Raw genomic sequence first — 21,682 nt, forward strand, 5'->3', positions numbered from 1 at the left:
TACCGCAGCCGGGGCAGCAGCAGGGTTGGGTAGCGGTGGCGCAGCAGGGGACACCGTCGCAGCGAGAAGGGGCGCCTCGCGCGCAGAGGCCCGCTGGCCAGAGTAGTAGCGGGTTCGATTCTGCCGGTGGATGTCTCGGGCTGGGTCAGCCCTGCTGGGGGAGATCGCCGGTGAAATAGCGTTGCAGGGTGGGGCCGATGGTGGCGACGAGGTCTTCGACCGGCATGGAGGCGATGGGTTCCAGGCGGACGATCTTGCGGGTTACCAGGAGGCCGGCCAGCTGGGAGGCGGCGAGGGCGGCGCGTTGGGCGCCGGTGCCGGGGGGTGAATCGACCAGGGGGCGAATCTCTTTCAGGACTATTTCCAGGATGAAGGCGCGCGCCAGGGTGGGGTCGTCGCTGGCGAGGAGACTGCGGAAGGCGGCTACGGCGGGCATGCCGACGGGGGAGTCCCAGATGCCGACGACCGTGCGGACGATGTGGGCGCCCAGGTTTTCCACGGGGACGGCGGCGAAGCCGGCGAGGATGGTCTGGGGGTCGACGGGGAGTTGCAGGGCGGCGGCGAACAATTGGTGTTTGGTACCGAAGTAGTGGTGCACCAGTGCGGGATCCACTCCGGCCGCGGTGGCGATGGAGCGGATGGAGGCGCGGTCGAACCCGACCTCGGCGAAGCGCACCCGGGCGGCGTCCAGAATCGCCTCCCGGGTGCCGGAATTGCCCGGACGCCGACCGCTGCGGGTCCCGTTGCCTGCGCTCACGCCGCGTGTCTCCCGGTCATGCGGTGCGCCGGCGCAGGGTGGCCGCGCCCAATCCCAGTGCGACGGCGGCGAAGACGGCCACGATCAGCACATCCCGCCACATCTGCCCGGTGGCCCCGGTGTGCGTGGACACCTGCTCCAGCGCGTCGACGGCGTAGCTGAGCGGCAGCACATTGCTGATCGCCTCCAGCCAGCTCGGCAGCTGCCCGCGTGGCACCAGCAGGCCGCACAGGAAGAATTGCGGCAGCACGATCACGGGCATGAACTGTACGGCCTGAAACTCGGTGCGCGCGAACGCGCTTGCCAGCAGGCCCAGCGCGACCCCGAGCATCGCGTCGACCACCGCGATCAGCACCACCAGCCCCGGGCTGCCCGCCGCGTTCAGCCCGAGCAGCCAGAACGCCACCAGGCAGGCCACCGCTGCCTGCACCGCGGCCGCGATGGAGAACGCGGTCCCGTACCCGGCCAGCAGGTCGAATTTGGACAGCGGCGTGGTCATCAATCGCTCCAGCGTGCCCGAAACCCGTTCGCGCTGCATGGCGATGGCGGTGATGAGGAACATGACCACGAACGGCAGGATGCCGAGCATGGTGATGCCGACCCGGTCGAACAGCCGCGGCGCGCCCGGCATGGTCGGATAGTTCTTGTATACGAAATACAGCAGCGTCATGAGCAGCGCGGGCACCAGCACGATCATGGCGACGGTGCGGTGATCGGCGCGCAGCTGCCGCAGGATGCGCACGGTGGTGGCGGTGTAACAACCCAGTGGCCGTGGGCCCGCCGGGCGTGAAAGGGTCGCGGTCACAGCTCTTCTCCCATCCGGATCAGCTTGAGGAAGGCGTTCTCCAGACTGGATTCGCCGGTGTCGGACCGCAATTCGGCGGGCGTGAGCTGCGCCAGCAACCGGCCCTCGCGCATCAGCAGCAGTCGGTCGCAGTGCTCGGCCTCGTCCATGACGTGGCTCGAAACCAGCAGTGTCCGGCCCTGTTTCGCGAGCGCCTGGAACTGCTCCCACAGGTCGGCGCGCAGCACCGGGTCCAGGCCGACGGTGGGCTCGTCCAAGACCAGCAGCTCCGGATCGGCCACCAGCGCGCAGGCCAGGGACACGCGGGTGCGCTGCCCGCCGGACAGCTCGTTGCCGTGATGCCCCGCATGACTGCTCAAACCCACGGCGGCCAGCGCCGTTTCGACGTCGGCGGACGAAGCCCCGTACAGCGCACCGAAATACGCGACATTGCTGGCCACGGTGAGGTCGTCGTAGATGCTCGGGTCCTGGGTCACGTACCCGACCCGCCGCCGCAGCCCGCGCGATCCGGCCTCCTCGCCGAGCACGGACACCGACCCGGATTCGATGATCTGTGTCCCGACGATGCTGCGCATGAGCGTCGTCTTTCCGCACCCCGACGGCCCCAGCAGCCCGGTGATGCTGCCCCGGGGAACGGTCAGGGAGATGTTCTGCAGAACCTGTTGCCCGCCGCGCCGCACTTCCAGGTGCTCGATGGCGATGGCGTCGGTTGTCGTCGCTGGTGCCGTCACGGGTCACCCTCAATTCATCGACTGTTGAATTCACTACGTGATGAATTGTGCGCTCATCCGGGGCCCGGGGCAAGACCCCGCTGCGTGTCGTTTTCCGGCGTGGCGATCTGGTCATATCGGCGTGGCGATCTGGTCGCATCTGACCGATTCCGCTGACCAAATCGTGACGAATCACGCGAGGTCGGCCAGTCCGGGCGCATTCCGGCGGCGGGCCATCCAGAATCGCCGCATGCGTGTACTTCTGACCGGCGCAGCCGGATTCATCGGCTCGCACATTCACCGCGCGGCACTGGCCGCCGGACACGAGGTCGTCGCGGCCGACTTCATGCTCGCCGCCGCCCACGGATCCGCCGCCGTGCCCCCGCCCGGCATCGCCCGGGTGGACGTGCGCGACCCCGATGCCCTCGGCGATCTCCTGCACGGCATCGACGTCGTCTGTCATCAGGCCGCCGTGGTCGGCGCGGGCGTCAGCGCCCAGGACGCCCCGGCCTACGCCAGCCACAACGACCTAGGCACCGCCGTGCTGCTCGCGGCCATGCATCGGGCCCACTGCCGCCACCTGGTGCTGGCCTCCTCGATGGTGGTCTACGGCGAGGGCCGCTACGTCGATTCCGCGGGCGTGCCCGCCGAGCCGGCCCCGCGCACCCGCACCGATCTCGACCACGGCCGCTTCGACTACCGCGGCCCCGACGGCCGTCCCCTCACCTGGGCGCCCATCGACGAGGACGCGCCCCTGCGTCCGCGCAGCCTCTACGCCGCCTCCAAGGTGGCCCAGGAGCACTACGCCACCGCCTGGGCCGCGGCCACCGGCGGGACCGTCACCGCACTGCGGTACCACAATGTGTACGGACCCGATATGCCCAGGGACACACCATATTCCGGGGTCGCCGCCATCTTCCGCTCCGCACTCGAGGCGGGTGAGTCCCCGCGCGTGTTCGAAGACGGCACGCAGGCCCGCGATTTCATTCACGTCCGCGATATCGCGGAGGCCAATGTCGCCGCCCTCGAACACCCGCTGGGCGCGTTCACCCCGCTCAATATCGCCTCGGGCACCCCGATCACCATCGGCGAGGTGGCCGCCACCCTGGCCCGCGCCTGCGGCGGCAAGCAGCCCGTGGTGACCGGCGACTACCGCGCCGGCGACGTCCGCCACATCGTGGCGAGTCCCGAACGCGCCCGCCGCTCACTGGGTTTCGTCGCCGCCGTCACCCCGAGTCTGGGGCTCGCCGAATTCGCGACCGCGCCGTTGCGCTCCGCCGCCGGGAACGGGGCCCCCACCTGGCGGTGAATTCGGCTGCGGCGATCACCAATTCGTCAGGATCAGGTGGTTGACGAGCAGCGCCCCCGCCGCCTGCGCGGCGAGCCAGAAGCGCGTGCTGTGGCGGGGGAGCAGCGCGGTCGCCGACAGCGCCCACACATCGAACGGCAGCCAGATGCGTTCGGTCTCGGCCTTGCTCAGCCCGCTGATGTCCGCGATGAGGATGGCGGTGATCCCGGCGGCGGCCAGTAGCGCCGCCGGATCGACGCGGGAGCGCCAGCGCGAGAGCCAGTTCCGCCACGGCTGCACCGGCAGGAACTCCAGCTCGACCAGCACCCGGCTGCCCGCGGCGGCGGTGGCCGGCCCCACCGCGCACACCGTCGCCGCGAGATTGCCCCAGACCCAGTACGAGTAGGGCCGCTCGCTGGCAATGCCCTGGTAGTAGCGCTGCACCACGAGGTGATAGCCGGTGAGCCACCAGAATCCCGCCGCCGCGAAGACTGCCACCACCGCCAGCGCAGCCGCGAGCGCCGGCAGCGCGGGCCGCAGCGACCGGGCCAGCAGCACCGCCGCGGCCGGAATCACCATGAGCACCAGGCCGTAATTCAGGAAAATGGTGAACCCGAACAGCGCCCCGGACGCCAGCGCGAGCAGGACCCAGCCGCGCTCCAGCCGGGTCGCCAACGCCAGCAATGCCACCGCCCAGGCGCCCACCCCGGCGAAGAGCCCGTCCGCGGAGACCGCGATCCAGATGACCGCGGGCATGAGCGCGAGGAAAGGCGTTGCGGCCCGGGCCCGATGCTCGGACCCCAGCGCCCGGATGGCGAACGGCACCGCGGCCGCGGTGCTGGTCCCGACCAGCACACACAGCAGTCCTGCCCAGGCTCCGCCGCCCAGTCCGATCCGGTCCAGCAGCACGAACACCAGCAGCGCGCCCGGCGGATGCCCGGACACGTGGGTGGTCCACGAATCGGGCTGGAAATCCAGGATGCGCCCGGTGAATCCGCGCAGCATGGCCCCGATGTCGTGCACTCCGCCGACCTCGTGCAGGTACTCGTCGCGGGTGGTGAGCCGCCCGGCGAAGCCGCGCTGCCAGCCGTCCACCATGGCCAGCGCGAACGCCCACGCCGCCGCCGTCGCCCACGCCGCCAGCAGTAGTCGTCCCCACGACAGCCGCCGTGCCAGATCGGGGCCGAAGCGCACCACGGCCGCGGCGAGGGCGACGGCCGGCACCGTGCCCCACCCCACATGCGGCAGCCAGCCACCGAAGATCGGCGCGGCCTCGGCGTAGAGCCGGTCCCGCCAGGGTTTGCCCTCGATTCGCGGAAACACAAAGGCGGCACAGACCAATACGAGAGCCGCGAGCGCGCAATAGCCGTCGGCACGGGTGGAGACGGAGCGCGCGACCCGGGTCGCGGAAGCGTTCGCCATGCCGGAAACCCTAGGCTCCGAAACCCGCCGGAACTGTCCGGATCGCCATTTCTCCTGCTCTTGTCATACTTTCGTCATGCGTGTCCCGGGGTCGGAAGACCCCGATTGGCCGTACGGTCGAGGCCATGACCGAGTTGGACTCCGTACCCGGGGTCACGGTGGTGATCCCCTGCCGGGACGAAGCGGAAGCGCTTCCCGGCGTACTGTCAGCAATTCCGGTGGGCTACCGGGTGATCGTGGTGGACAACGGCTCCACCGACGGCACGGCCGAGGTCGCGCGTGCCGCCGGAGCGACCGTGGTGACCGAATCGACCCCCGGCTACGGCAGCGCCGTGCACGCCGGCGTCGACGCCGCCCGCACCGAACTGGTCGCCGTCCTGGACGGCGACGGCTCCCTCGATCCCGGCGAACTTCCGCGGCTGGTGGCCGAATTCGGCCCCGGCGTCGATATGGTGGTCGGTCGCCGCCGCGCGGCGATACCCGGCGCGCAACCCTTGCATGCGCGAATCGGCAACTGGGCCTTCGCCTTCCGGCTGCGGCGCCGCTATGGCCTGTCGGTGCACGATATCGCCGCCATGCGGGTGGCCCGCCGCGACCGCCTGCAGGCGCTCGGCCACCTGCACGCCCGCTCCGGCTATCCGCTGGCTCTGCTCACCGGTGCGGCCCGCGCGGGCTGGCTGGTGCTGGAGCGCGACATCACCTATCGGCCGCGGACTCACGGCGAGTCCAAGGTCTCCGGTTCCTGGCTCGGCACCGTGCGTGCCGCCCGAGACTTCTGGAGCGTGCGATGAACCCGACCGATGTCCCCGCCACCATGCTCGTGGTGGCCAAATCGCCCATCCCCGGGTTCGCCAAAACCCGCCTCACACCGCCGTTCTCACCGGTCGACGCCGCCTACCTGGCGGCCTGCGCCCTGCTCGACACGCTGGACGCGGTGCGCGAGAGCGGCATCCGGCACAGCGTCGTCGCCTGGACCGGCGACCTCGACCGCGCCGAGCGTTCGGTCGAACTGGCCGCCGCCCTGCGCGAGGTGACCGTGGTGCCGCAGCGCGGCGACACCTTCGGCGAACGCCTCGCCAACGCCCACGTCGATGCCGCCGAGTTCGGTGTCCCGGTGCTGCAGATCGGCATGGACACCCCGCAGGTCGACGCCGACCTGCTGAACCGCTCGGCCGCGCGCCTGGTGGCCACCGGCGATGCGGTCCTCGGCCCCGCGGCGGACGGCGGCTGGTGGGCCCTCGGTCTCTCCGAGCCGCGCCCGGCGCACCTGCTCACCGACGTCCCCATGTCGACCCCCCGCACCTGCGAGCTCACCGCAACAGCCCTGCGCCACAGCGGATTCCGGGTGCACTCCCTCCCCACCCTCACCGATGTGGACACCTACGCCGACGCCGTCTCCGTAGCGGCCGTGTCCCGCGGCCGCTTCACATGCGCCGTCGCCGACCTGGTGACCGCGAAAACCCCCGCCCCACTCTGAGATTCGAGCTTGGAAAGGAGCCCGCGGCGGCCGCCCGAACCGCCCCGCCGCGGACGCCATGTCAGAACCCACCGCACCGCCCGCTGAACCCGCACCGCCCGGCGGGCCAGCCCAACCCGGCGGAAAAATCCAGTCGAGCGGGAGAGTTCAGTCGAGCGCCACAGCTCAGCCCGGCGAGACGGACCAGTCCGGTGGGGCGGCCCAGTCCGGCGGGGAAGCTCAACCCGGCGGGGCAGCCCAGCCGGGCGGGACCGGTCAGTCTGGTGGGACAGCTCATCCTGGCCCGGTCGACGGGCCCGGCCGGGTCGAGGGGGCCGGGCCGCTCCAACTGTTGCTGCCGGCCGCGCTTTCCGATCGGCTGAGTCCTGCCCGCTCCACGGCCGTGGCCGCGCGGACCGGCATTGCGCTCGGCGTCGGCATCTCCATTCTGTTCGTGACCGGCCTGATCAGCCATCTGATCCAGCATCCGCCGGACTGGTTCTGGTGGCCTGCGCATCCGGTGTGGCTGTACCGGCTCACGCAGGGCGCGCACGTGACTTTCGGGGTCATGATGATCCCCCTGCTGCTGGTGAAGTTCTGGTCGGTGTATCCGCGGTTCTTCATCAAACCGTCGTTGCGCCGGGGACTTCCGGACGCGCTGGAGCGGCTGTCGGTGGCGGTGCTGATCGGCGCGGTGCTGTTCCAGATCGTGACCGGGCTGTTCAATACCGCGCAGTTCTACCCGTGGAAGTTCTTCTTCACCACCACGCATCACGCCATGGCGTATGTGGCCTTCGGTGCGGTCCTGGTGCATCTGGCGGTCAAGCTTCCCGTTGTACGGCAGGCGCTTTCGCGCCCGATCGACGATCCTGTCCCGGATGCCGAACAGGCCGGAGAATCGGAACGCGCGCAGCCGGGTGTTTCGCGGCGCGCGGTGCTCGCCGCGGCCGGGCTGGGCGCGGTCGTGGCGGGCCTGGCGGTGGCGGGCCAGTCGATCCCGTTCCTGCGCTGGGTCTCCCTGCTCGCGCCACGCAGTGGCGAAGGCCCGCAGGGTGTTCCGATCAACCGGACTGCCACAGCCGCTGGAGTCACCGAGACCGCCCGCTCACCGCAGTACGCGCTGACGGTGAAAGTCGGTGGCCGCGAACACAGTTTCTCCCGCGCCGACCTGGAGGCCCTGCCGCAGACCGGCAGCGCACTGCCCATCGCCTGCGTCGAGGGCTGGAGCGCGCAGGGCCACTGGTCCGGTGTCCGCCTGCGCGACCTGCTGGCCCGCGTGGGCGAATACGGGGGCGGCGACGTGCGTTTCGTGTCCCTGGAGACGACCGGCATCTACGGTTCGTCCGTCCTGCCCCGCACCCACGTGGTGGATGCCGCCACGCTGATCGCCCTGCGCCTCAATGGCGAAGATCTCGCCCTCGACCACGGCTACCCCTGCCGCCTCATCGCACCCAGCCGCCCGGGCGTCCTGCAGACCAAATGGCTGAAATCGATCGAGGAACTGTCATGACGTTCACCCGAATCCTGCTGGGCGCGCTGGGCATCGGCCTGGCCGCGTACGGCGTCGAACTGCTGCTGAAGATGAGCACCCCGGACCTGCGTTCGGTCGCGATCTGGTTCATCGGCGTCATCCTCGCCGAGAACCTGGTCTTCGGCCCGGCCGCGGCCCTCGCCGGCGCGCTCGGCCGCCTCGTGCTCCCCGCCCGCTGGTGGCCCGCTTACGTCGTGGGCGCGTTCATCAGCCTGGCCCTGATCCTCATCGCCGTCCCGGTGCTCGGCCGCGAGGGTGCGGTCCCCGGCAATGCCACCATCCTCAACCGTGACTACCCGGTCGGCCTGCTGGTCGCGCTCGCCGTGGTCTGGGCGGGGGTGGCCGCCTACCTGCTGTTCACCGCCCGGCGGTGGTCAGCAGCGGCAGCCGGACCTCGAATCGCGCACCGTCGGAACGATTCTGCGCGGTGATGTCCCCGTGGTGCGCCGCCACCAGCCCCGCGGCAATGGCCAACCCCATGCCGCTGCTGCTGCCGAGTTCGGCCGCGCCGGGGGAGCGGGCTGAGCTGCCGCGGTACGCGACCTCGAAGATGCGCGGCAGATCGGCTTCGGAGATGCCGGGCCCGGTGTCGTCGACCCGGGCCCAGGCGTGCCCGGCGTCGGCGCCCGCCGAGATGTCGATGCGCCCGCCGGGCGGGGTGTGCGCGATGGCATTGGCGACCAGGTTGGTCAGCACCCGGCCCAGCGCCCGATCGCTGCCCGCCACCACGATCTTGTCCTCGGGTTGCGTTGCGGCCAGGGTGATCCGGGCGCGTTCGGCCGTCGGCCGGTTGGCCGCCAGCACCTCGTCGATGAGCTCGCGCAGATCGACCGGCTCCATCTGCAGCCGCAGCGCCCCCGAATTGATCTTCGACATCTCGAACAGGTCGTCCACCATCGTGGAGAGCCGATTCGTCTCGCGCACAATCTGGTCCGCGTACCGCTGCACATCCTCGGGACGCGACACCACCCCGTCCTGCAGCGCCTCGCCCATGGCGCGAATCCCCGCCAGCGGGGTGCGCAGATCGTGGCTGACCCAGGCCACCAGCTCGCGCCGCGACCGTTCCGCCGCGCGCTCCTGCTCGAGCATCTCGCGCTCCCACACCGTGGCGCGGGCCTGCTCGCGGCCGAGCAGAATCGCCGCGGGCACGGTGACCGCGGTGACGACGGCCAATACCACTGCCGTGCGCTCGAATTCGGCCCCGAACATGAGCCCGCTCACCGCCACCACTCCGCACAGCGTGGCCAGCGTCGGAATCAGCACCAGCACGGCCATGCTCGTGGTCATCGCGCGATTGCGGGTGTAGCGCAGCAGCAGTGCGCCGATCACCACCACCGGCAGCGTGCCGGCCAGCGCGTACCCGATCAGCCCCGGCGTATCAGTCGGCACCGGACACCTCCTCGGTTCCCGGTTCGATACCGAGATCGGCGCGGCCCCAGGCATATCCGCGACCCCACACCGTCTCGATCCGATGTGCGGCGCCCAGTTTGGCGCGCAACCGCTTCACGTGCACGGTGACCGTGGACAGGTCGCCGAAGTTCCAGCCCCACACCTCGGCGAGCAACTCCTGCCGGCTGAAGACGCGCCGCTGGTGCGCCAGCAGGAAGGCCAGCAGATCGAATTCGCGCGCGGTCAATTCGACCGGCGTTCCACCCGCCACCACGGTCCGCGCCGCCCGGTTCAACTCCACCCCGTCCCCGCGCAGCACCTCGTCGGCCACCGGCTGCGGATGCGAGCGCCGCAGCACCGACGCCACCCGCAGCGCCAGCTCGCGCGGACTGAACGGCTTGGTCACATAGTCGTCCGCGCCCGCCTGCAACCCGATCACCCGATCGTCCTCCTCGCCGAGCGCGGTCAGCAGAATGATCGGCGTCTCCGGATGCGCCCCCGCCCGCACGGCCCGCGTCAGATCGATCCCATCCGGCGGCGGCATCATCACATCCAGCACCGCCAGATCGATCTCGTTCCGGGCCAGCACGGCTGCGGTCGCCGGCCCGTCCGCGGTCTCGATCACCTCGAGCCCGTCCCGCTCCAGATACCGCCGCACCACCTCGCGCACGACGGGATCGTCATCCGCCACCAGAATCCGCATCTCCCCACCCTAGGCGGCGTCGAACCGCGAATCACCTGGTCCGAGCCATTTCCCAAGTCGCCGTCACAGTTTCGTCACCACCGGTGACCGGCTCCAACGCCCCTGCGGACCTACCGTCGAACCATGGACCCCGCGCCCGCCGAGCTCCGCGTGGTCGCCAGGTAGCGGGGCGGCCGATCGCCTGGCCGGCGCGGTGCTGAGCGCACCGAGCGCGGAATCGCCGGGAGGGCGGCCGGGCGCAGGCGGCGGCCGGCGCCGGGCGGCTCTACGCTCTGGACGTGACCAGCGATACGTCCGGCCCGGCCGGCGAGGTCGAAGCGGAAGGCGGACAGGTCCGGGCCTCGACTCTGGAACTGTTCTTCGACCTCGTCTTCGTCTTCACCATCACCCAGCTCACCCACGCCTTCACCCACCATCCCGGCTGGTCCGAGCTGGGACACGTGGCGCTCATGTTCGCCATCATCTGGTGGATGTACAGCGGGTACGTCTTCCTCACCAATGAGGTCGCCCCGAGCAATTCGTCGCGCCGCACGTTCCTGCTCATCGGCATGTTCGGTTTCTTCGTGATCGCCCTCGCGATTCCGAGTGCGTTCCAGGGTTCCGGGCTGGCCTTCGGGCTCGGGTACTTCGTGATCAACACGGTGCACAGCGTCATGTTCGCAAGGTCGGGCAGCCGGGGGGCGACCTCCGCGATCCTGCGTCTCGCGCCGCTCAATGCCGTGTCCGCGGTGCTGGTGCTGGCGGGCGGCATCGCCGAGGGCTGGGTGCGCGCCGTGCTGTGGATGATCGCGGTCGCGGTGCAGGTGGTCTCGCCGTACCTGGTCCGCACCGAGGGATTCGTCATCCGCCCCAGCCATTTCTGCGAACGTCACGGTCTGGTCGTGATCATCGCGCTGGGCGAATCGGTGGTGGCCATCGGCGCGAACCTGACCGGTATGGACCTCACCGTCGGCCTGGTCGCGACCGCGGGCCTCGGCCTCACCCTCGGATATGTGCTGTGGTGGGCCTATTTCGGCTTCGACGACGAGCGCGGCGAGCACCGGCTGCGGGCATTGCGGGGCCCGGCGCAGATCCGCACCGCGGTACTCGCCTACGGCTATTCACTGTTCGTGCTGGTGCTCGGCATCATCCTGACCGCGGCCGGCATCTCCATGACCATCGGGCACGGCAATCAGCCGGCGAGTAAGGCAGCGGCACTGGCTCTTTCGGGCGGCGTGGCCCTGTTCCTGCTGGGCCAGTGCCTGTTCCGGCTGGCCCTGGGCATTCCCCGCCCGGGTCTGCGATTCATCGCCGCGCTCGCCGTCCTGGCCACCGCGCCGATCGGCATCGCCTGGGTGGCCTGGGGGCAGCTCGTGGTCCTGATGCTGGTCGCCTACGGCTTCGTGATCGCCGACGACCTGCTCCGGCTCCGATCCGGGGAGCGCAGCGCGTACCTGCAGGACATCTCGGGGTTCGGGCACCGGATCATTCGCGACGGCGATCGCTAGCCGCGCTCAATCCCGTTGCGGCAGCGCGCAACCGTCGGGACCGCAGGCCTCGCCGTCCGCGACGATCTCGAGCTCCGGCGCGTGATCGCTCCACGCTCGTTCCAGCGCCTGCGCGAACACCTCCGACGGCTGCGCGCCCGACACCCCGTACTTGCGGTCGAGCACGAAGAACGGCACGCCACGCGCGCCGAGCCGGGCGGCCTCGGCCTCGTCGGCACGCACCGCGTCGGCGTAGGCCTCGGGATCCGCGAGCACCTCGCGTACGGCGGCGTCGTCGAATCCGGCCGCCACCGCGACCCGAACCAGTCGTTCGGTATCTCCGAAAAGCGGCTCCTCCTCGGCGAAATTGGCCGCGTACAAGGCATCCAGCAGCTGCTCCTGCTTGCCCTGCTCGAGCGAGAAGTGCAGCAGCCGATGCATGTCGAAGCTGTTGCCGAAGTCCCGCCCCGAGGTCAGATAGGGCAGCCCGACCGCCTCGGCCTGCGCCCCGATGCCGCGCTCATTGGCGGCGGCCTGCGCCTCGCTGATGCCGTACTTCTCCGCGATGTGCGGCACCACCGCGTCGCTGTGGTCCCGGGGCAGCGTCGGGTCCAGCTCGAAGGACCGGTGCACCACCGACACGGCATCCCGATGCGGGAACGCCTCCAGCGCCTCCTCGAAACGCCGCTTGCCCAGATAGCAGAACGGGCAGTTGATATCGGTCCAGATCTCGACCTGTACGGCCATCACACCTCACACTCCGACGCTGTTTCCGCAGGCCGGAGGGTCCGGCCACCCCTCTGCCAACCGGCGACCGGGCCCGAATGTTCCGCTGTGACCCAGTTCACACTGCCGGGTTGTCACGTTCCGCGGGGCTGTCCTGTCTCATGCCCGACCCAGCAGGAACGAGCCCCACGGAGCCGACCATGAACGCCACCACCGATACCCACCGAATCGTCGTCCTCGGCGCCGGCTATACCGGCATGCTGGCCGCCATCCGCCTGGCCCGCCGCACCCGCAAGCTGGACGCCCACATCACACTGGTGAACCCCTCGGAGCGCTTCACCGAGCGGCTGCGCATGCACCAGATCGCCGCCGGGCAGGAACTGGCCGACCACCGCATCCCCGAGTTGCTGGCCGGTTCGGGCGTGGTCTTCCAGCGCGCGGCCGCCGTCGCCATCGACGCCGAGGCCCGCGTCGTCACCCTCGACGACGCCACCGATCTGCCCTACGACACGCTGATCTACGCTCTCGGCAGCACCACCGACACCTCGATCGTGCCCGGCGCCGACCACCACGCCTGGACCCTCAACGACCCGCGTCAGGCCCGCCGCTTCTCGCACCGGCTCGCCGAAATCGCCGCTGCCGCAGGCACTGTCACCGTGGTCGGCGGCGGTCTGACCGGTATCGAGGCGGCCACCGAGATCGCCGAATCGCACCCGGGCCTGAAAGTCACCCTGATCAGCGCCCAGGAACCCGGACACATGATGGGCGACAAGGCCCGCGCGCACCTGAACCGCGCCCTGGACCGGCTCGGCATCGTCCGCAAGGTCGGTGTGCAGGTCGCCAAGGTGCTGCCCGATGCCGTGCGGCTGACCACCGGCGACCTGATGGCCTCGGACCTGACCCTGTGGACCGCGGGCGTGAAGGTGTCGCCGCTGGCCGCTCAGGCCGGAATCGCCGTGGACGAGCGCGGATTGATCGTCACCGACACCACCCTGCGCTCGGTCTCGCACCCGGAGATCCTGCCCATCGGTGACGCCGCCGCGGTATGCATGCCCTTCGGCGTTCTGCACGGCACCTGCCAGAGCGGCATGCCCACCGCCGCCTACGCCGCCGACAGCCTGGCCCGCCGGCTGCGCGGAAAGACCGTGAAGCCCTTCCGTTTCGGCTACATCCACCAGCCGGTGAGCCTGGGCCGCAAGGACGCGGTCATCCAGTTCACCAAGGCCGACGACACCCCGCGCCGCTGGTACCTGAGGGGCCGCGCCGCCGTCGTCTACAAGGAGCAGGTCAGCGGTAGCCCGGTGCCGGTGTACAAGATGAGCAAGCACATGAACATGCAGGTGCAGTTCGCCAACGGCGGCCGCGCCACCCGCGCGATCGCATGCTGAGATCATCGAAACGACCCGAACGTCTCTGCGGTTCGCGTCCGCCCAGGTAGCCGGGATATCGATGCGATATCCCGGCCCGTCGATGGATTCATTTCGCAAGACCCGGTAGGTATGAGTCCCATGCAGGATCACACGCCCGACCAGCCCGTACCCGCTGCCCGGCAGGACGATTCGATCGATCCCTTCGTGGCACACCGCCGGCTGCTGTTCGGCACCGCGTATCAGATGCTCGGCACCGTCACCGACGCCGAGGACATCCTGCAGGACGCCTGGATCAAATGGCACGAGGTGGACCGGGACACGGTCACCCACCCCAAGTCCTATCTGGTCCGCACCGTCACCAATCTGGCGCTCAACCGCCTCACCTCGGCGCGCGCCACCCGCGAGACCTATGTCGGGCCGTGGCTGCCCGAACCCCTGCTCACCAGCACGGCCGACGCCGCAGAGGAGACCGAGATGGCCGACACCGTGTCGACCGCCATGCTGGTCGTCCTCGAAACCCTGAGCCCGGCCGAGCGCGCGGTCTTCGTGCTGCGCGAGGTCTTCGGCTATTCGCATGCCGAGATCGCCGGTTTCCTGGACCGCCCCGAGGCCACCGTCCGCCAGATCTCGCACCGCGCCCGCTCTCATGTGCACTCGCGCCGCCCGCGCTTCGACACCGATGTCTCGATCCGCTCGGAGATCACCGAGAAGTTCATGGCCGCGGCCCAGGGCGGAGATGTCAACGCGCTCATGGAACTACTGGCCCCCGACGTGACGCTGTGGAACGACGGTGGCGGCAAGGTCACCGCCGCCCGCCGCCCGCTCTACGGTCCCGACCATGTGGCTCGCTGGATGCTCGGCGCCATGGCCAAACCGATCAGCGCGGGCATCCGCCTCGAATCCGCCTACATCAATGGCGAACTCGGCGTGCTGGCCATGATCGGCGACTACCGCGTGGGTGCTCTGACCTACGACATTCGCGATGGTCACATCGAAAACATTCGCTTCCAGGTGAATCCGGACAAACTGGCCGGTATTCAGCAACAGGGTGGCGGCGAATAGGTCGCCGAATCGGTCGGTCGACAGGAATCCGGTGTCGCGGCGATAGCGGACCCGTACTATTCGGCGCTCGTCGGGGGCATCCGCTCCCGTTTCGACACCGCTATTCTGCAAGGGATTCCGTAATGATCGGCTATACCAAGCGCCGTGCGGCGCGACACATCCTGCCCTGGGCCGCCGCGGCCTTCATCGGTGTGAGCAGCGCGCTCGCCGGTCCCGCGGTCGCCGCGCCGGTGCTCCACACCGCCTGCGCTGCCAGCGAATACGAGAACGTGAGTGGCGCCTGCGTGCCGCGCCCGGAGCAGTCTCCCACCGTCCCGGACGGGGCTACCGCCCGCTGCAAGGACGGCACCTACAGCTTCAGTCAGCACCGCAGCGGCACCTGCTCGCACCACGGCGGCGTCGCAACCTGGCTCTGACCACCGCTTCGGCTCCGGCCCCGCGGTAACCGGCCTCACACGGCCGTCCCGGCACTCCGGGCGGGACGGCCGTGCGGAACAATAGGTCGGCGTGAGTGCCGAAGAGCTTGCCGTCGAACCACTGTGCGCCGCGCGGCGCCTGCTCGGCAGCACGCTCTGGTCCGGGCCGGTGGGCCTGCGCATCGTCGAGGCCGAGGCCTATGGGAGCGACCCCGCCGGGCCGTGGCCCGACCCGGCCGCCCACTCCGGCCGCGGCCGCACCCCGCGCAACGCGGTCATGTTCGGCCCGCCCGGCGTGCTGTACGTCTACTTCAGCTACGGCATGCACACCTGCGTGAACGTCACCAGCGGTCCCGACGGCATCGCCAGTGCCGTCCTCGTCCGGGCCGGCGAGATCATCGCGGGCCACGATCTCGCCCGCACCCGCCGCCCCGCCGCCAAATCCGACGCCGACCTGGCCCGTGGCCCCGGCAATGTCGGCAGCGCCCTCGGAATTCGCCTGGACGACTACGGAACTCGTCTCTTCGACCCGGACGCGCCGATTCGCTTGGAACTCGGCCCCGAGATCACCGATCCCGCTGCCGTATCCGCCGGTCCCCGAGTCGGGGTGAGCCTGGCCGCCGACCGTCCGTGGCGGCTGTGGCTGCCGGATTCCCCGGCGGTGTCGACCTACCGCCGCAGCCCGCGCGCTCCCAAGCTGGATCGTTCCGCCTAGTCCGGATCGGTCCGCGCGCCGGGCGGGATGCGGCGCACCGGAGTCCGTATCGGCGGGCGGACCGGAGGACTACGGTGGACGAATCGACCGCTCACCCTAGGTGGAATAGCCCATGTTCGAACGGTTCACCGACACTGCCCGCCGCGCCATCGTGCTGGCCCAGGAGGAGGCCCGCCTGCTCGGGCACGACTGGATAGGAACCGAACACCTGCTGCTCGGCCTCCTGCACGGCGGTGATCCGATCGCAGGGCAGGCCCTCGCGGACGTGGGCCTGGACCTCTCCGGCCTCCGCGAGAGAGTGAACCAGGCGGTCGGCGTCCAGGAGAACGGTGCCCCCGCCGGGCACATTCCCTTCACACCCCGCTCGAAGAAGGTGCTGGAGATGTCGCTGCGCGAGGCAATGCGCCTGCAGCACAACTACATCGGCCCCGAACACCTGCTGCTGGCCCTGGTCGCCGAGGGCTCCGGCGTGGCCTCGCAGGTTCTCATCAGCGAGGGCGCCACGACCGACGACCTCCGGGACCGGATCGACGCCCGCATGGCCGCGAGCCCCGGCCCGACCGGCGTGCCCTCGGCCGAAGCCGAACTCCGGCAGCGCATCACCGAACTCGAACACCGGGTGGCCGAACTCGAGCGTCGCCTGGACGGTCCCGGCACCGGGTCCGTCCTCGGCGACATCATCGGGTAGCTCCGGCTACACGCGCAGCGGTACCGCCCGGGCGGCTCGCTCCCCGGCCGCCAGCACTGCGGAAACCGTGGCGCGGGCGGAGGTTTCACCGCTACCGAAGGCCCAGGCCACGCCATCGTCCATCCGGTACTCAAAGTAGGCGACGGCCGGATCGACTCCGGCGCGGTCCACGCTCTGATGCGTCACCGACAACACCTCGACCGAGAACCCACGCCGGCCCAGCAGACCGATGGCGTCCTCGACCGTCGTATCGGCGGGGATACCCGAATCGGCCGGGCCCCCCGCGTAGGTGGCGGTGAACAGCTCCCACAGCGTTCGCGCCGACACCTCGGTCCCGGTCCGGTCGGTGTGGTGCTGGACGTGGCGGGCGAAGTCGATCTGCAGGCGGCGCGGCAACTCCAGGCCGTACTCGGCCTCCAGCAGGTACGCGATCCCACCCTTGCCGGACTGCGAATTGACCCGGATCACCGCGTCGTAGGAGCGGCCGACATCGGCCGGATCGATGGGCAGATACGGTACCTCCCAGGCGATTTCACGTTCGGGCGCCCCCAGCCGGGCCGCCCGCTCGCGATGCTCGGCGAACCCCTTCTTGATCGCGTCCTGATGCGTCCCCGAATACGCCGTGTACACCAGATCACCGGCGTAGGGATGGCGTTCGTGCACCGGCAGCCGCGTGCAGTACTCGACGGTTCGCCGCACCTGGTCGATATCGGAGAAGTCGATCATCGGATCCACGCCCTGCGCATGCAGATTCAACGCCAGCGTCGCCAGATCCACATTGCCCGTGCGCTCTCCGTTGCCGAACACGCACCCCTCGACCCGCTGCGCCCCGGCCAGTACCGCCAACTCCGCGCACGCGATCCCGGTGCCGCGGTCATTGTGCGGATGCACCGACAGGATCACGCTGTCGCGGCGCGCCAGGTTCCGGTGCATGTACTCGATCTGATCGGCATACACATTCGGCGTCGCCACCTCGACCGTCGCGGGCAGGTTCAGCGTCACCGGCCGCTCGGGCGTGGCGTCCCACAGCGTCGTCATGCGGTCGCAGACATCCAGCACGAAATCCGGTTCGGTCAGCATGAACACCTCGGGCGAGAACTGGAACCGGACATTCGGCATGTCCCCGGCCAGTTCCAGCACATCGCGCCCGCCGGCCGTGATCAGCTCGGCCAGCTCGTCACGGGTCTTGCCCAGCACCACATTCCGCCAGGTAGGCGCGGTGGCGGTGTACATGTGGATGACTACATCGTTGGGAATGCCGCGTACCGATTCCACGGTCCGCTCGATCAGATCCCGGCGCGCGGGGGTGAAGACGACGATGGTGACGTCCTCGGGAGCCAGCCGCTCGGCCCCGATCAATTGCACGAAGTCGAAGTCGGTCTGCGAGGCGCTGGGGTAGCCGACCTCGATCTCCTTGTAGCCCATGGCCACCAGCAGTTCGAAGAACCGCCGCTTGCGGTCGGGATCCATCGGCTCGGCCAGGGCCTGATTGCCGTCGCGCAGATCCACCGGCACCCACAGCGGTGCGGTCGTGATCCGGTTGGCGGGCCAGGAACGTTCGATCAGCGGCACCGAAACGCGTTGGTACACATCGTGATACCGATGCGAGGGCATGACGGACGGCTGCTGACGATTCCAGCTCGGGGGAGTGCTCACGGGAGATTCGCTTTCGCGTCGGAGGAGGTGACCGGCGCAGCACAGCGAGCCCGCTAGCGGGGTGCCGGTCGGTCAGACCCCGCCGCGGCGGTGAAGGAGAAGCAGGGCACCCAGAAGCATGTGGACTAGACTAGAGGGGATTAACTACTCAGACAAGTAGAGAGGCCGAGCAATAGTGGCGCAGGTACAGAGGCATCCGCTCGCCGCCCAGGCCGCCGAGGTCCTGCTCTCGCGAATTCGTGCGGGGGAGTGGCAGCTGGGCCACCGCCTCCCCGGCGAGACCACACTCGCCGCCCAGCTCGGCGTCGGCCGCTCGACGCTCCGCGAGGCCATTCGCGAACTCGCGGGTAAGGGCGTGCTCGAAAGCCGCCAGGGCGCGGGCGTTTTCGTCACCGCCCTGGATGTAGCCGAGGACTGGGACACGGTGCTGCGCCGCTCGGACATCGTCACCGTCCTCGAGGCCCGCATCGCCATCGAGGCCGAGGGCGCGGCCCTGGCCGCCCGCCGCCGCACCCCCGCCGACCTGCGCGCCATGCTCCGCGCCCTGGCCGCCCGCGCCGAGAGCGGCGATTCCGTCGAGGGATTGGTCGACGCCGACACCGCCTTCCACCGCACGGTCGTGGCCGCCGCCCACAACGACATCCTGCTCGAGCTGTTCAATGCCTTCGTCCCACGCTCGCGCCACGCCATGATCGACATGCTCCGCATCCGCCCCATGCGCGATCCGGCCACCGACCACGACGCACACGAGCACCTCTACGACGCCATCCGCGCCCGCGATCCCGAGGCCGCCGCCACCGCCAGCCGCGTCCATCTGACCGCGCTCGAGGCCGCCTTCGAGCCCTGGCCAAAAAATTCTGCCGAGCGGCGATGAGTTTCCGCGACGGCCCCCGTCCTAGTGAGCAAGCGAGTTCGACACCGAACCGACAAGCCCCGGAAGGACATTCGACATGACCGCCATCGCCGCCACCCCGACCGTCGCCATCACCGCCACCTCGGGCAAGCTCCGCAACCGCGTGCTGTGGACCCTGCAGATCGTGCTCGGCCTGTTCTTCATCGTCGCCTCCGGCCTGCCGAAGTTCGCGGGCCAGGCCGACGCCGTCCGCGTCTTCCACCAGATCGGCTGGGGCGACTGGTTCCGCTACTTCACCGGCCTGGTCGAGGTCTCCGGCGGCATCGGCCTGCTGGTCGCCCGCCTGAACGGCCCCGCCGCCGCGGGCCTGTCCATCACCATGGTGTGCGCCGCCGCCACCCAGGCCTTCGTCCTCGGCTCCCCGGCCCTTGCGGTCTTCCCGCTCATCCTGGTCGGCGTCTTCGCCTGGATCGCCTACGAGCGCCGCGCCTCCTTCTCCACCTTCACCAACCTGGTGAAGTGACCCGAACAATCGCTCGACCCCAAGCCCGCCGCCGACGAAACTCGGCGGCGGGTTTCCTCGTATGTCATGCGCCAACTGATTTCGTTGCGACCGGGGTAACTCGTCGGGGACGGTCAAAATTGTTTCGGCTCTCCACCGGCGGCCGCATGCAGTACCGGCGACGGCACCAAGGCCGGGCGAAAAAGTCGCGGAGAGGCGGAATGGAAAGATGGAGGCCGTGAGCGGCGACATCATCGATGAACTGACCTGGCGCGGGTTGATCGCGCAGTCCACCGACCTGGACGCCCTGCGTGCGGCCGCGGCCAAGGGCCCGATCACCCTCTATGCCGGGTTCGACCCGACCGCGGCCAGCCTGCACGCCGGACACCTGGTTCCCCTGCTGGCACTCAAGCGCTTCCAGCGCGCCGGCCACCGCCCGATCGTGCTGGCCGGTGGCGCGACCGGTCTCATCGGTGACCCCCGCGACGTCGGCGAGCGCACCATGAACTCCACCGACACCGTCGCCGAATGGGCCGGCCGCATCCGCTCCCAGCTCGAGCGCTTCGTGGATCTGGACGGCCCGAACGCGGCGATCATCGCCAACAACATGGACTGGACCGGGTCGCTGTCCACGGTCTCGTTCCTGCGGGACATCGGCAAGCACTTCTCGGTGAACGTCATGCTGGCCCGCGACACCGTCAAGCGCCGGCTGGAGTCGGACGGCATGTCCTACACCGAGTTCAGCTACATGCTGTTGCAGGCCAACGACTTCCTGCAGCTGCGCCGCGAATACGGCTGCACGCTGCAGGTCGGCGGTTCCGACCAGTGGGGCAACATCATCGCGGGCGTGGAGCTCAACCGCCGGGTCGACGGCGAGCACGTGCACGCCCTCACCGTCCCGCTGGTGACCTCGGCCGACGGCAAGAAGTTCGGCAAGTCCACCGGCGGCGGCAGCCTCTGGCTGGACCCGGAGATGACCAGCCCCTACGCCTGGTACCAGTACTTCGTGAACACCGCCGACGCCGACGTGGTCCGCTACCTGCGCTGGTTCACCTTCCTCTCCCGCGAGGAACTCGACGAGCTCGAGAAGGCGACCGCCGAGCGCCCCTTCGCCCGCGAGGCCCAGAAGCGACTGGCCGCCGAGATGACCACGCTCGTGCACGGCGAGGCGAACACCCGTGCGGTGCAGCTGGCCAGCCAGGCCCTGTTCGGCCGCGGCGATCTGCGCGAGCTCGACGACGCCACGCTGTCGGCGGCCCTGGCCGAATCCGCGGTCGACGGCAAGGTCGCCGAGGCGACCGGAACGTCCACCATCGTGGATCTGCTGGTCGACTCGGGTCTGTGCGAGGGCCGCAGTGCGGCCCGTCGCGCGGTCAACGAGGGCGGTGCCGCGGTGAACAACGAGAAGGTGTCCGATCCGGAGTGGACCCCGTCCGACGCCGACTACCTGCACGGACGCTGGCTGGTGCTGCGTCGCGGCAAGAAGAACTTCGCCGGCGTGCGCCGCGCGGCCGACTGACCGGTTCGCCGATACCGAAACAAGATCGAAATGACCTGGGTCACAAACCAGTGGCCCAGGTCGCCGATTGCCCCGGTCAGCAGCCCGTTCACCAGCGCAAACGACTCCGCGACCAGCGGATTTGACCTCGCGTTATCCGCCGCGTAACTTAGTCCAGGTCAGAGCGACACGGACACCGACCGGGACCGAAACGCCCAGCTCAGAGGCTGGAAATCTTCGGAAACGGATACGAGGTTGGACGAGGAGCGCCGGACACGAACACGCCAGCCAGAAAATTGGCCCTTGACTCTGCGGAGGCTCGCGGCTAGGCTGGAAAAGTTGCCTCGCAGGACATCCAATCAATTTTGGATCGATTGCTTGTGCGTGTGTTCTTTGAGAACTCAATAGTGTGTCGATGAATGTCAGTGCCAAATATTTAATTTGGTTCCGGCCTCACACCCCCCGTGTGCTGGGGTCGGACATTTAAGTCAGCTAATTTCCGGCTGGCGTTTTTATCGCTAGGTTTTCGGACTCTGCGAACATTCTTCTGATTGGCTCCTTCGGGAGTGGATCGAGAGTCTTCAACGGAGAGTTTGATCCTGGCTCAGGACGAACGCTAGCGGCGTGCTTAACACATGCAAGTCGAGCGGTAAGGCCCTTCGGGGTACA

General features: G+C 69.4%; 22 protein-coding genes and 1 rRNA gene. 15 read left to right on the plus strand and 8 right to left on the minus strand.

The features are described 5' to 3' along the window. Positions 1-145: 145 nt before the first annotated feature. From ACWEKS_RS33880 to ACWEKS_RS33890, 3 genes are read right to left on the minus strand one after another with little or no spacing between them, the layout of a single operon-like run. The gene (locus tag ACWEKS_RS33880; protein ID WP_452343869.1) at positions 146-757 is read right to left on the minus strand and encodes a TetR/AcrR family transcriptional regulator; all 612 of its coding nucleotides are present in this window, start codon (positions 755-757) and stop codon (positions 146-148) included. Positions 758-773: 16 nt separating this feature from the next. Continuing rightward, a complete protein-coding gene (locus ACWEKS_RS33885; RefSeq protein WP_452343870.1) occupies positions 774-1,562 on the minus strand; it encodes an ABC transporter permease in 789 nt (262 codons plus the stop codon). Continuing rightward, positions 1,559-2,293 carry an ABC transporter ATP-binding protein gene (locus ACWEKS_RS33890; protein WP_452343871.1) on the minus strand — a complete coding sequence of 245 codons (735 nt, stop codon included), beginning with the start codon at positions 2,291-2,293 and terminating at the stop codon, positions 1,559-1,561. Before ACWEKS_RS33890 ends, ACWEKS_RS33885 begins: the two co-directional genes overlap by 4 nt. Before the next feature lie 229 nt (positions 2,294-2,522). Here ACWEKS_RS33890 and ACWEKS_RS33895 point away from each other — a divergent pair, with 229 nt between their 5' ends. Beyond that, the gene (locus ACWEKS_RS33895) at positions 2,523-3,581 is read left to right on the plus strand and encodes an NAD-dependent epimerase/dehydratase family protein (protein ID WP_452343872.1); all 1,059 of its coding nucleotides are present in this window, start codon (positions 2,523-2,525) and stop codon (positions 3,579-3,581) included. 15 nt (positions 3,582-3,596) lie between these two features. Here the strand turns inward: ACWEKS_RS33895 and ACWEKS_RS33900 are convergent, their stop codons facing one another. Then, the gene (locus ACWEKS_RS33900; RefSeq protein WP_452343873.1) at positions 3,597-4,982 is read right to left on the minus strand and encodes a hypothetical protein; all 1,386 of its coding nucleotides are present in this window, start codon (positions 4,980-4,982) and stop codon (positions 3,597-3,599) included. Between the two features lie 125 nt (positions 4,983-5,107). Here ACWEKS_RS33900 and ACWEKS_RS33905 point away from each other — a divergent pair, with 125 nt between their 5' ends. From ACWEKS_RS33905 to ACWEKS_RS33920, 4 genes are all read left to right on the plus strand, one after another. Continuing rightward, a complete protein-coding gene (locus ACWEKS_RS33905; protein ID WP_452343874.1) occupies positions 5,108-5,773 on the plus strand; it encodes a glycosyltransferase family 2 protein in 666 nt (221 codons plus the stop codon). Next, positions 5,770-6,459, plus strand: a complete 690-nt coding sequence (locus tag ACWEKS_RS33910; protein ID WP_452343875.1) for a TIGR04282 family arsenosugar biosynthesis glycosyltransferase — start codon at positions 5,770-5,772, stop codon at positions 6,457-6,459. The genes ACWEKS_RS33905 and ACWEKS_RS33910 overlap by 4 nt, the downstream gene beginning before the upstream one ends. A gap of 382 nt (positions 6,460-6,841) precedes the next feature. Further along, positions 6,842-7,948, plus strand: coding sequence for a molybdopterin-dependent oxidoreductase (locus tag ACWEKS_RS33915; RefSeq protein WP_452343876.1), 1,107 nt, complete (start codon positions 6,842-6,844; stop codon positions 7,946-7,948). Next, complete coding sequence (locus ACWEKS_RS33920; protein WP_452343877.1) at positions 7,945-8,400, plus strand: hypothetical protein; 456 nt, start codon at positions 7,945-7,947, stop codon at positions 8,398-8,400. The genes ACWEKS_RS33915 and ACWEKS_RS33920 overlap by 4 nt, the downstream gene beginning before the upstream one ends. Here ACWEKS_RS33920 and ACWEKS_RS33925 read toward each other — a convergent pair. Together ACWEKS_RS33925 and ACWEKS_RS33930 are read right to left on the minus strand one after the other, a co-directional pair. After that, positions 8,327-9,358, minus strand: a complete 1,032-nt coding sequence (locus tag ACWEKS_RS33925) for a sensor histidine kinase (RefSeq protein WP_452343878.1) — start codon at positions 9,356-9,358, stop codon at positions 8,327-8,329. The two genes, ACWEKS_RS33920 and ACWEKS_RS33925, sit on opposite strands and share 74 nt — an antisense overlap. Further along, complete coding sequence (locus tag ACWEKS_RS33930; RefSeq protein ID WP_452343879.1) at positions 9,348-10,061, minus strand: response regulator transcription factor; 714 nt, start codon at positions 10,059-10,061, stop codon at positions 9,348-9,350. The genes ACWEKS_RS33925 and ACWEKS_RS33930 overlap by 11 nt, the downstream gene beginning before the upstream one ends. Positions 10,062-10,339: 278 nt before the next feature. Between ACWEKS_RS33930 and ACWEKS_RS33935 the strand changes: the two genes are divergently transcribed. Further along, positions 10,340-11,548, plus strand: a complete 1,209-nt coding sequence (locus tag ACWEKS_RS33935) for a low temperature requirement protein A (protein WP_452343880.1) — start codon at positions 10,340-10,342, stop codon at positions 11,546-11,548. Between the two features lie 6 nt (positions 11,549-11,554). On the opposite strand, the gene ACWEKS_RS33940 is transcribed toward ACWEKS_RS33935, so the two are convergent. Then, on the minus strand, positions 11,555-12,274 hold the full coding sequence (locus ACWEKS_RS33940) for a DsbA family oxidoreductase (protein WP_452343881.1): 720 nt from the start codon (positions 12,272-12,274) through the stop codon (positions 11,555-11,557). A gap of 179 nt (positions 12,275-12,453) precedes the next feature. On the opposite strand from ACWEKS_RS33940, the gene ACWEKS_RS33945 reads away from it, so the two are divergent. From ACWEKS_RS33945 to ACWEKS_RS33965, 5 genes are all read left to right on the plus strand, one after another. Continuing rightward, the gene (locus tag ACWEKS_RS33945) at positions 12,454-13,641 is read left to right on the plus strand and encodes an NAD(P)/FAD-dependent oxidoreductase (protein ID WP_452343882.1); all 1,188 of its coding nucleotides are present in this window, start codon (positions 12,454-12,456) and stop codon (positions 13,639-13,641) included. 120 nt (positions 13,642-13,761) lie between these two features. Then, positions 13,762-14,685 (plus strand): RNA polymerase sigma-70 factor, encoded by a 924-nt coding sequence (locus ACWEKS_RS33950; protein ID WP_452343883.1) that lies wholly within the window; start codon positions 13,762-13,764, stop codon positions 14,683-14,685. Positions 14,686-14,807: 122 nt separating this feature from the next. Continuing rightward, the gene (locus ACWEKS_RS33955; protein WP_452343884.1) at positions 14,808-15,101 is read left to right on the plus strand and encodes a DUF3761 domain-containing protein; all 294 of its coding nucleotides are present in this window, start codon (positions 14,808-14,810) and stop codon (positions 15,099-15,101) included. Between the two features lie 91 nt (positions 15,102-15,192). Beyond that, positions 15,193-15,816: a DNA-3-methyladenine glycosylase gene (locus ACWEKS_RS33960; protein ID WP_452343885.1), complete on the plus strand. Its 624-nt coding sequence runs from the start codon at positions 15,193-15,195 to the stop codon at positions 15,814-15,816. Between the two features lie 112 nt (positions 15,817-15,928). Further along, complete coding sequence (locus ACWEKS_RS33965) at positions 15,929-16,504, plus strand: Clp protease N-terminal domain-containing protein (RefSeq protein ID WP_452343886.1); 576 nt, start codon at positions 15,929-15,931, stop codon at positions 16,502-16,504. Positions 16,505-16,510: 6 nt separating this feature from the next. Here the strand turns inward: ACWEKS_RS33965 and ACWEKS_RS33970 are convergent, their stop codons facing one another. Next, on the minus strand, positions 16,511-18,118 hold the full coding sequence (locus ACWEKS_RS33970) for a 2-isopropylmalate synthase (protein ID WP_452343894.1): 1,608 nt from the start codon (positions 18,116-18,118) through the stop codon (positions 16,511-16,513). A gap of 214 nt (positions 18,119-18,332) precedes the next feature. Here ACWEKS_RS33970 and ACWEKS_RS33975 point away from each other — a divergent pair, with 214 nt between their 5' ends. The 4 genes from ACWEKS_RS33975 to ACWEKS_RS33990 form a co-directional block, all read left to right on the plus strand. Continuing rightward, positions 18,333-19,034 carry a FadR/GntR family transcriptional regulator gene (locus ACWEKS_RS33975; RefSeq protein WP_452343895.1) on the plus strand — a complete coding sequence of 234 codons (702 nt, stop codon included), beginning with the start codon at positions 18,333-18,335 and terminating at the stop codon, positions 19,032-19,034. Between the two features lie 76 nt (positions 19,035-19,110). After that, positions 19,111-19,536, plus strand: coding sequence for a DoxX family protein (locus ACWEKS_RS33980; RefSeq protein ID WP_452343887.1), 426 nt, complete (start codon positions 19,111-19,113; stop codon positions 19,534-19,536). A gap of 208 nt (positions 19,537-19,744) precedes the next feature. Next, complete coding sequence (gene tyrS, locus ACWEKS_RS33985) at positions 19,745-21,034, plus strand: tyrosine--tRNA ligase (RefSeq protein WP_452343888.1); 1,290 nt, start codon at positions 19,745-19,747, stop codon at positions 21,032-21,034. A gap of 560 nt (positions 21,035-21,594) precedes the next feature. Next, a 16S ribosomal RNA gene (locus tag ACWEKS_RS33990) occupies positions 21,595-21,682 on the plus strand; the annotation flags it as partial.

The sequence above is a fragment of the Nocardia sp. NPDC004711 genome, assembly GCF_053601595.1.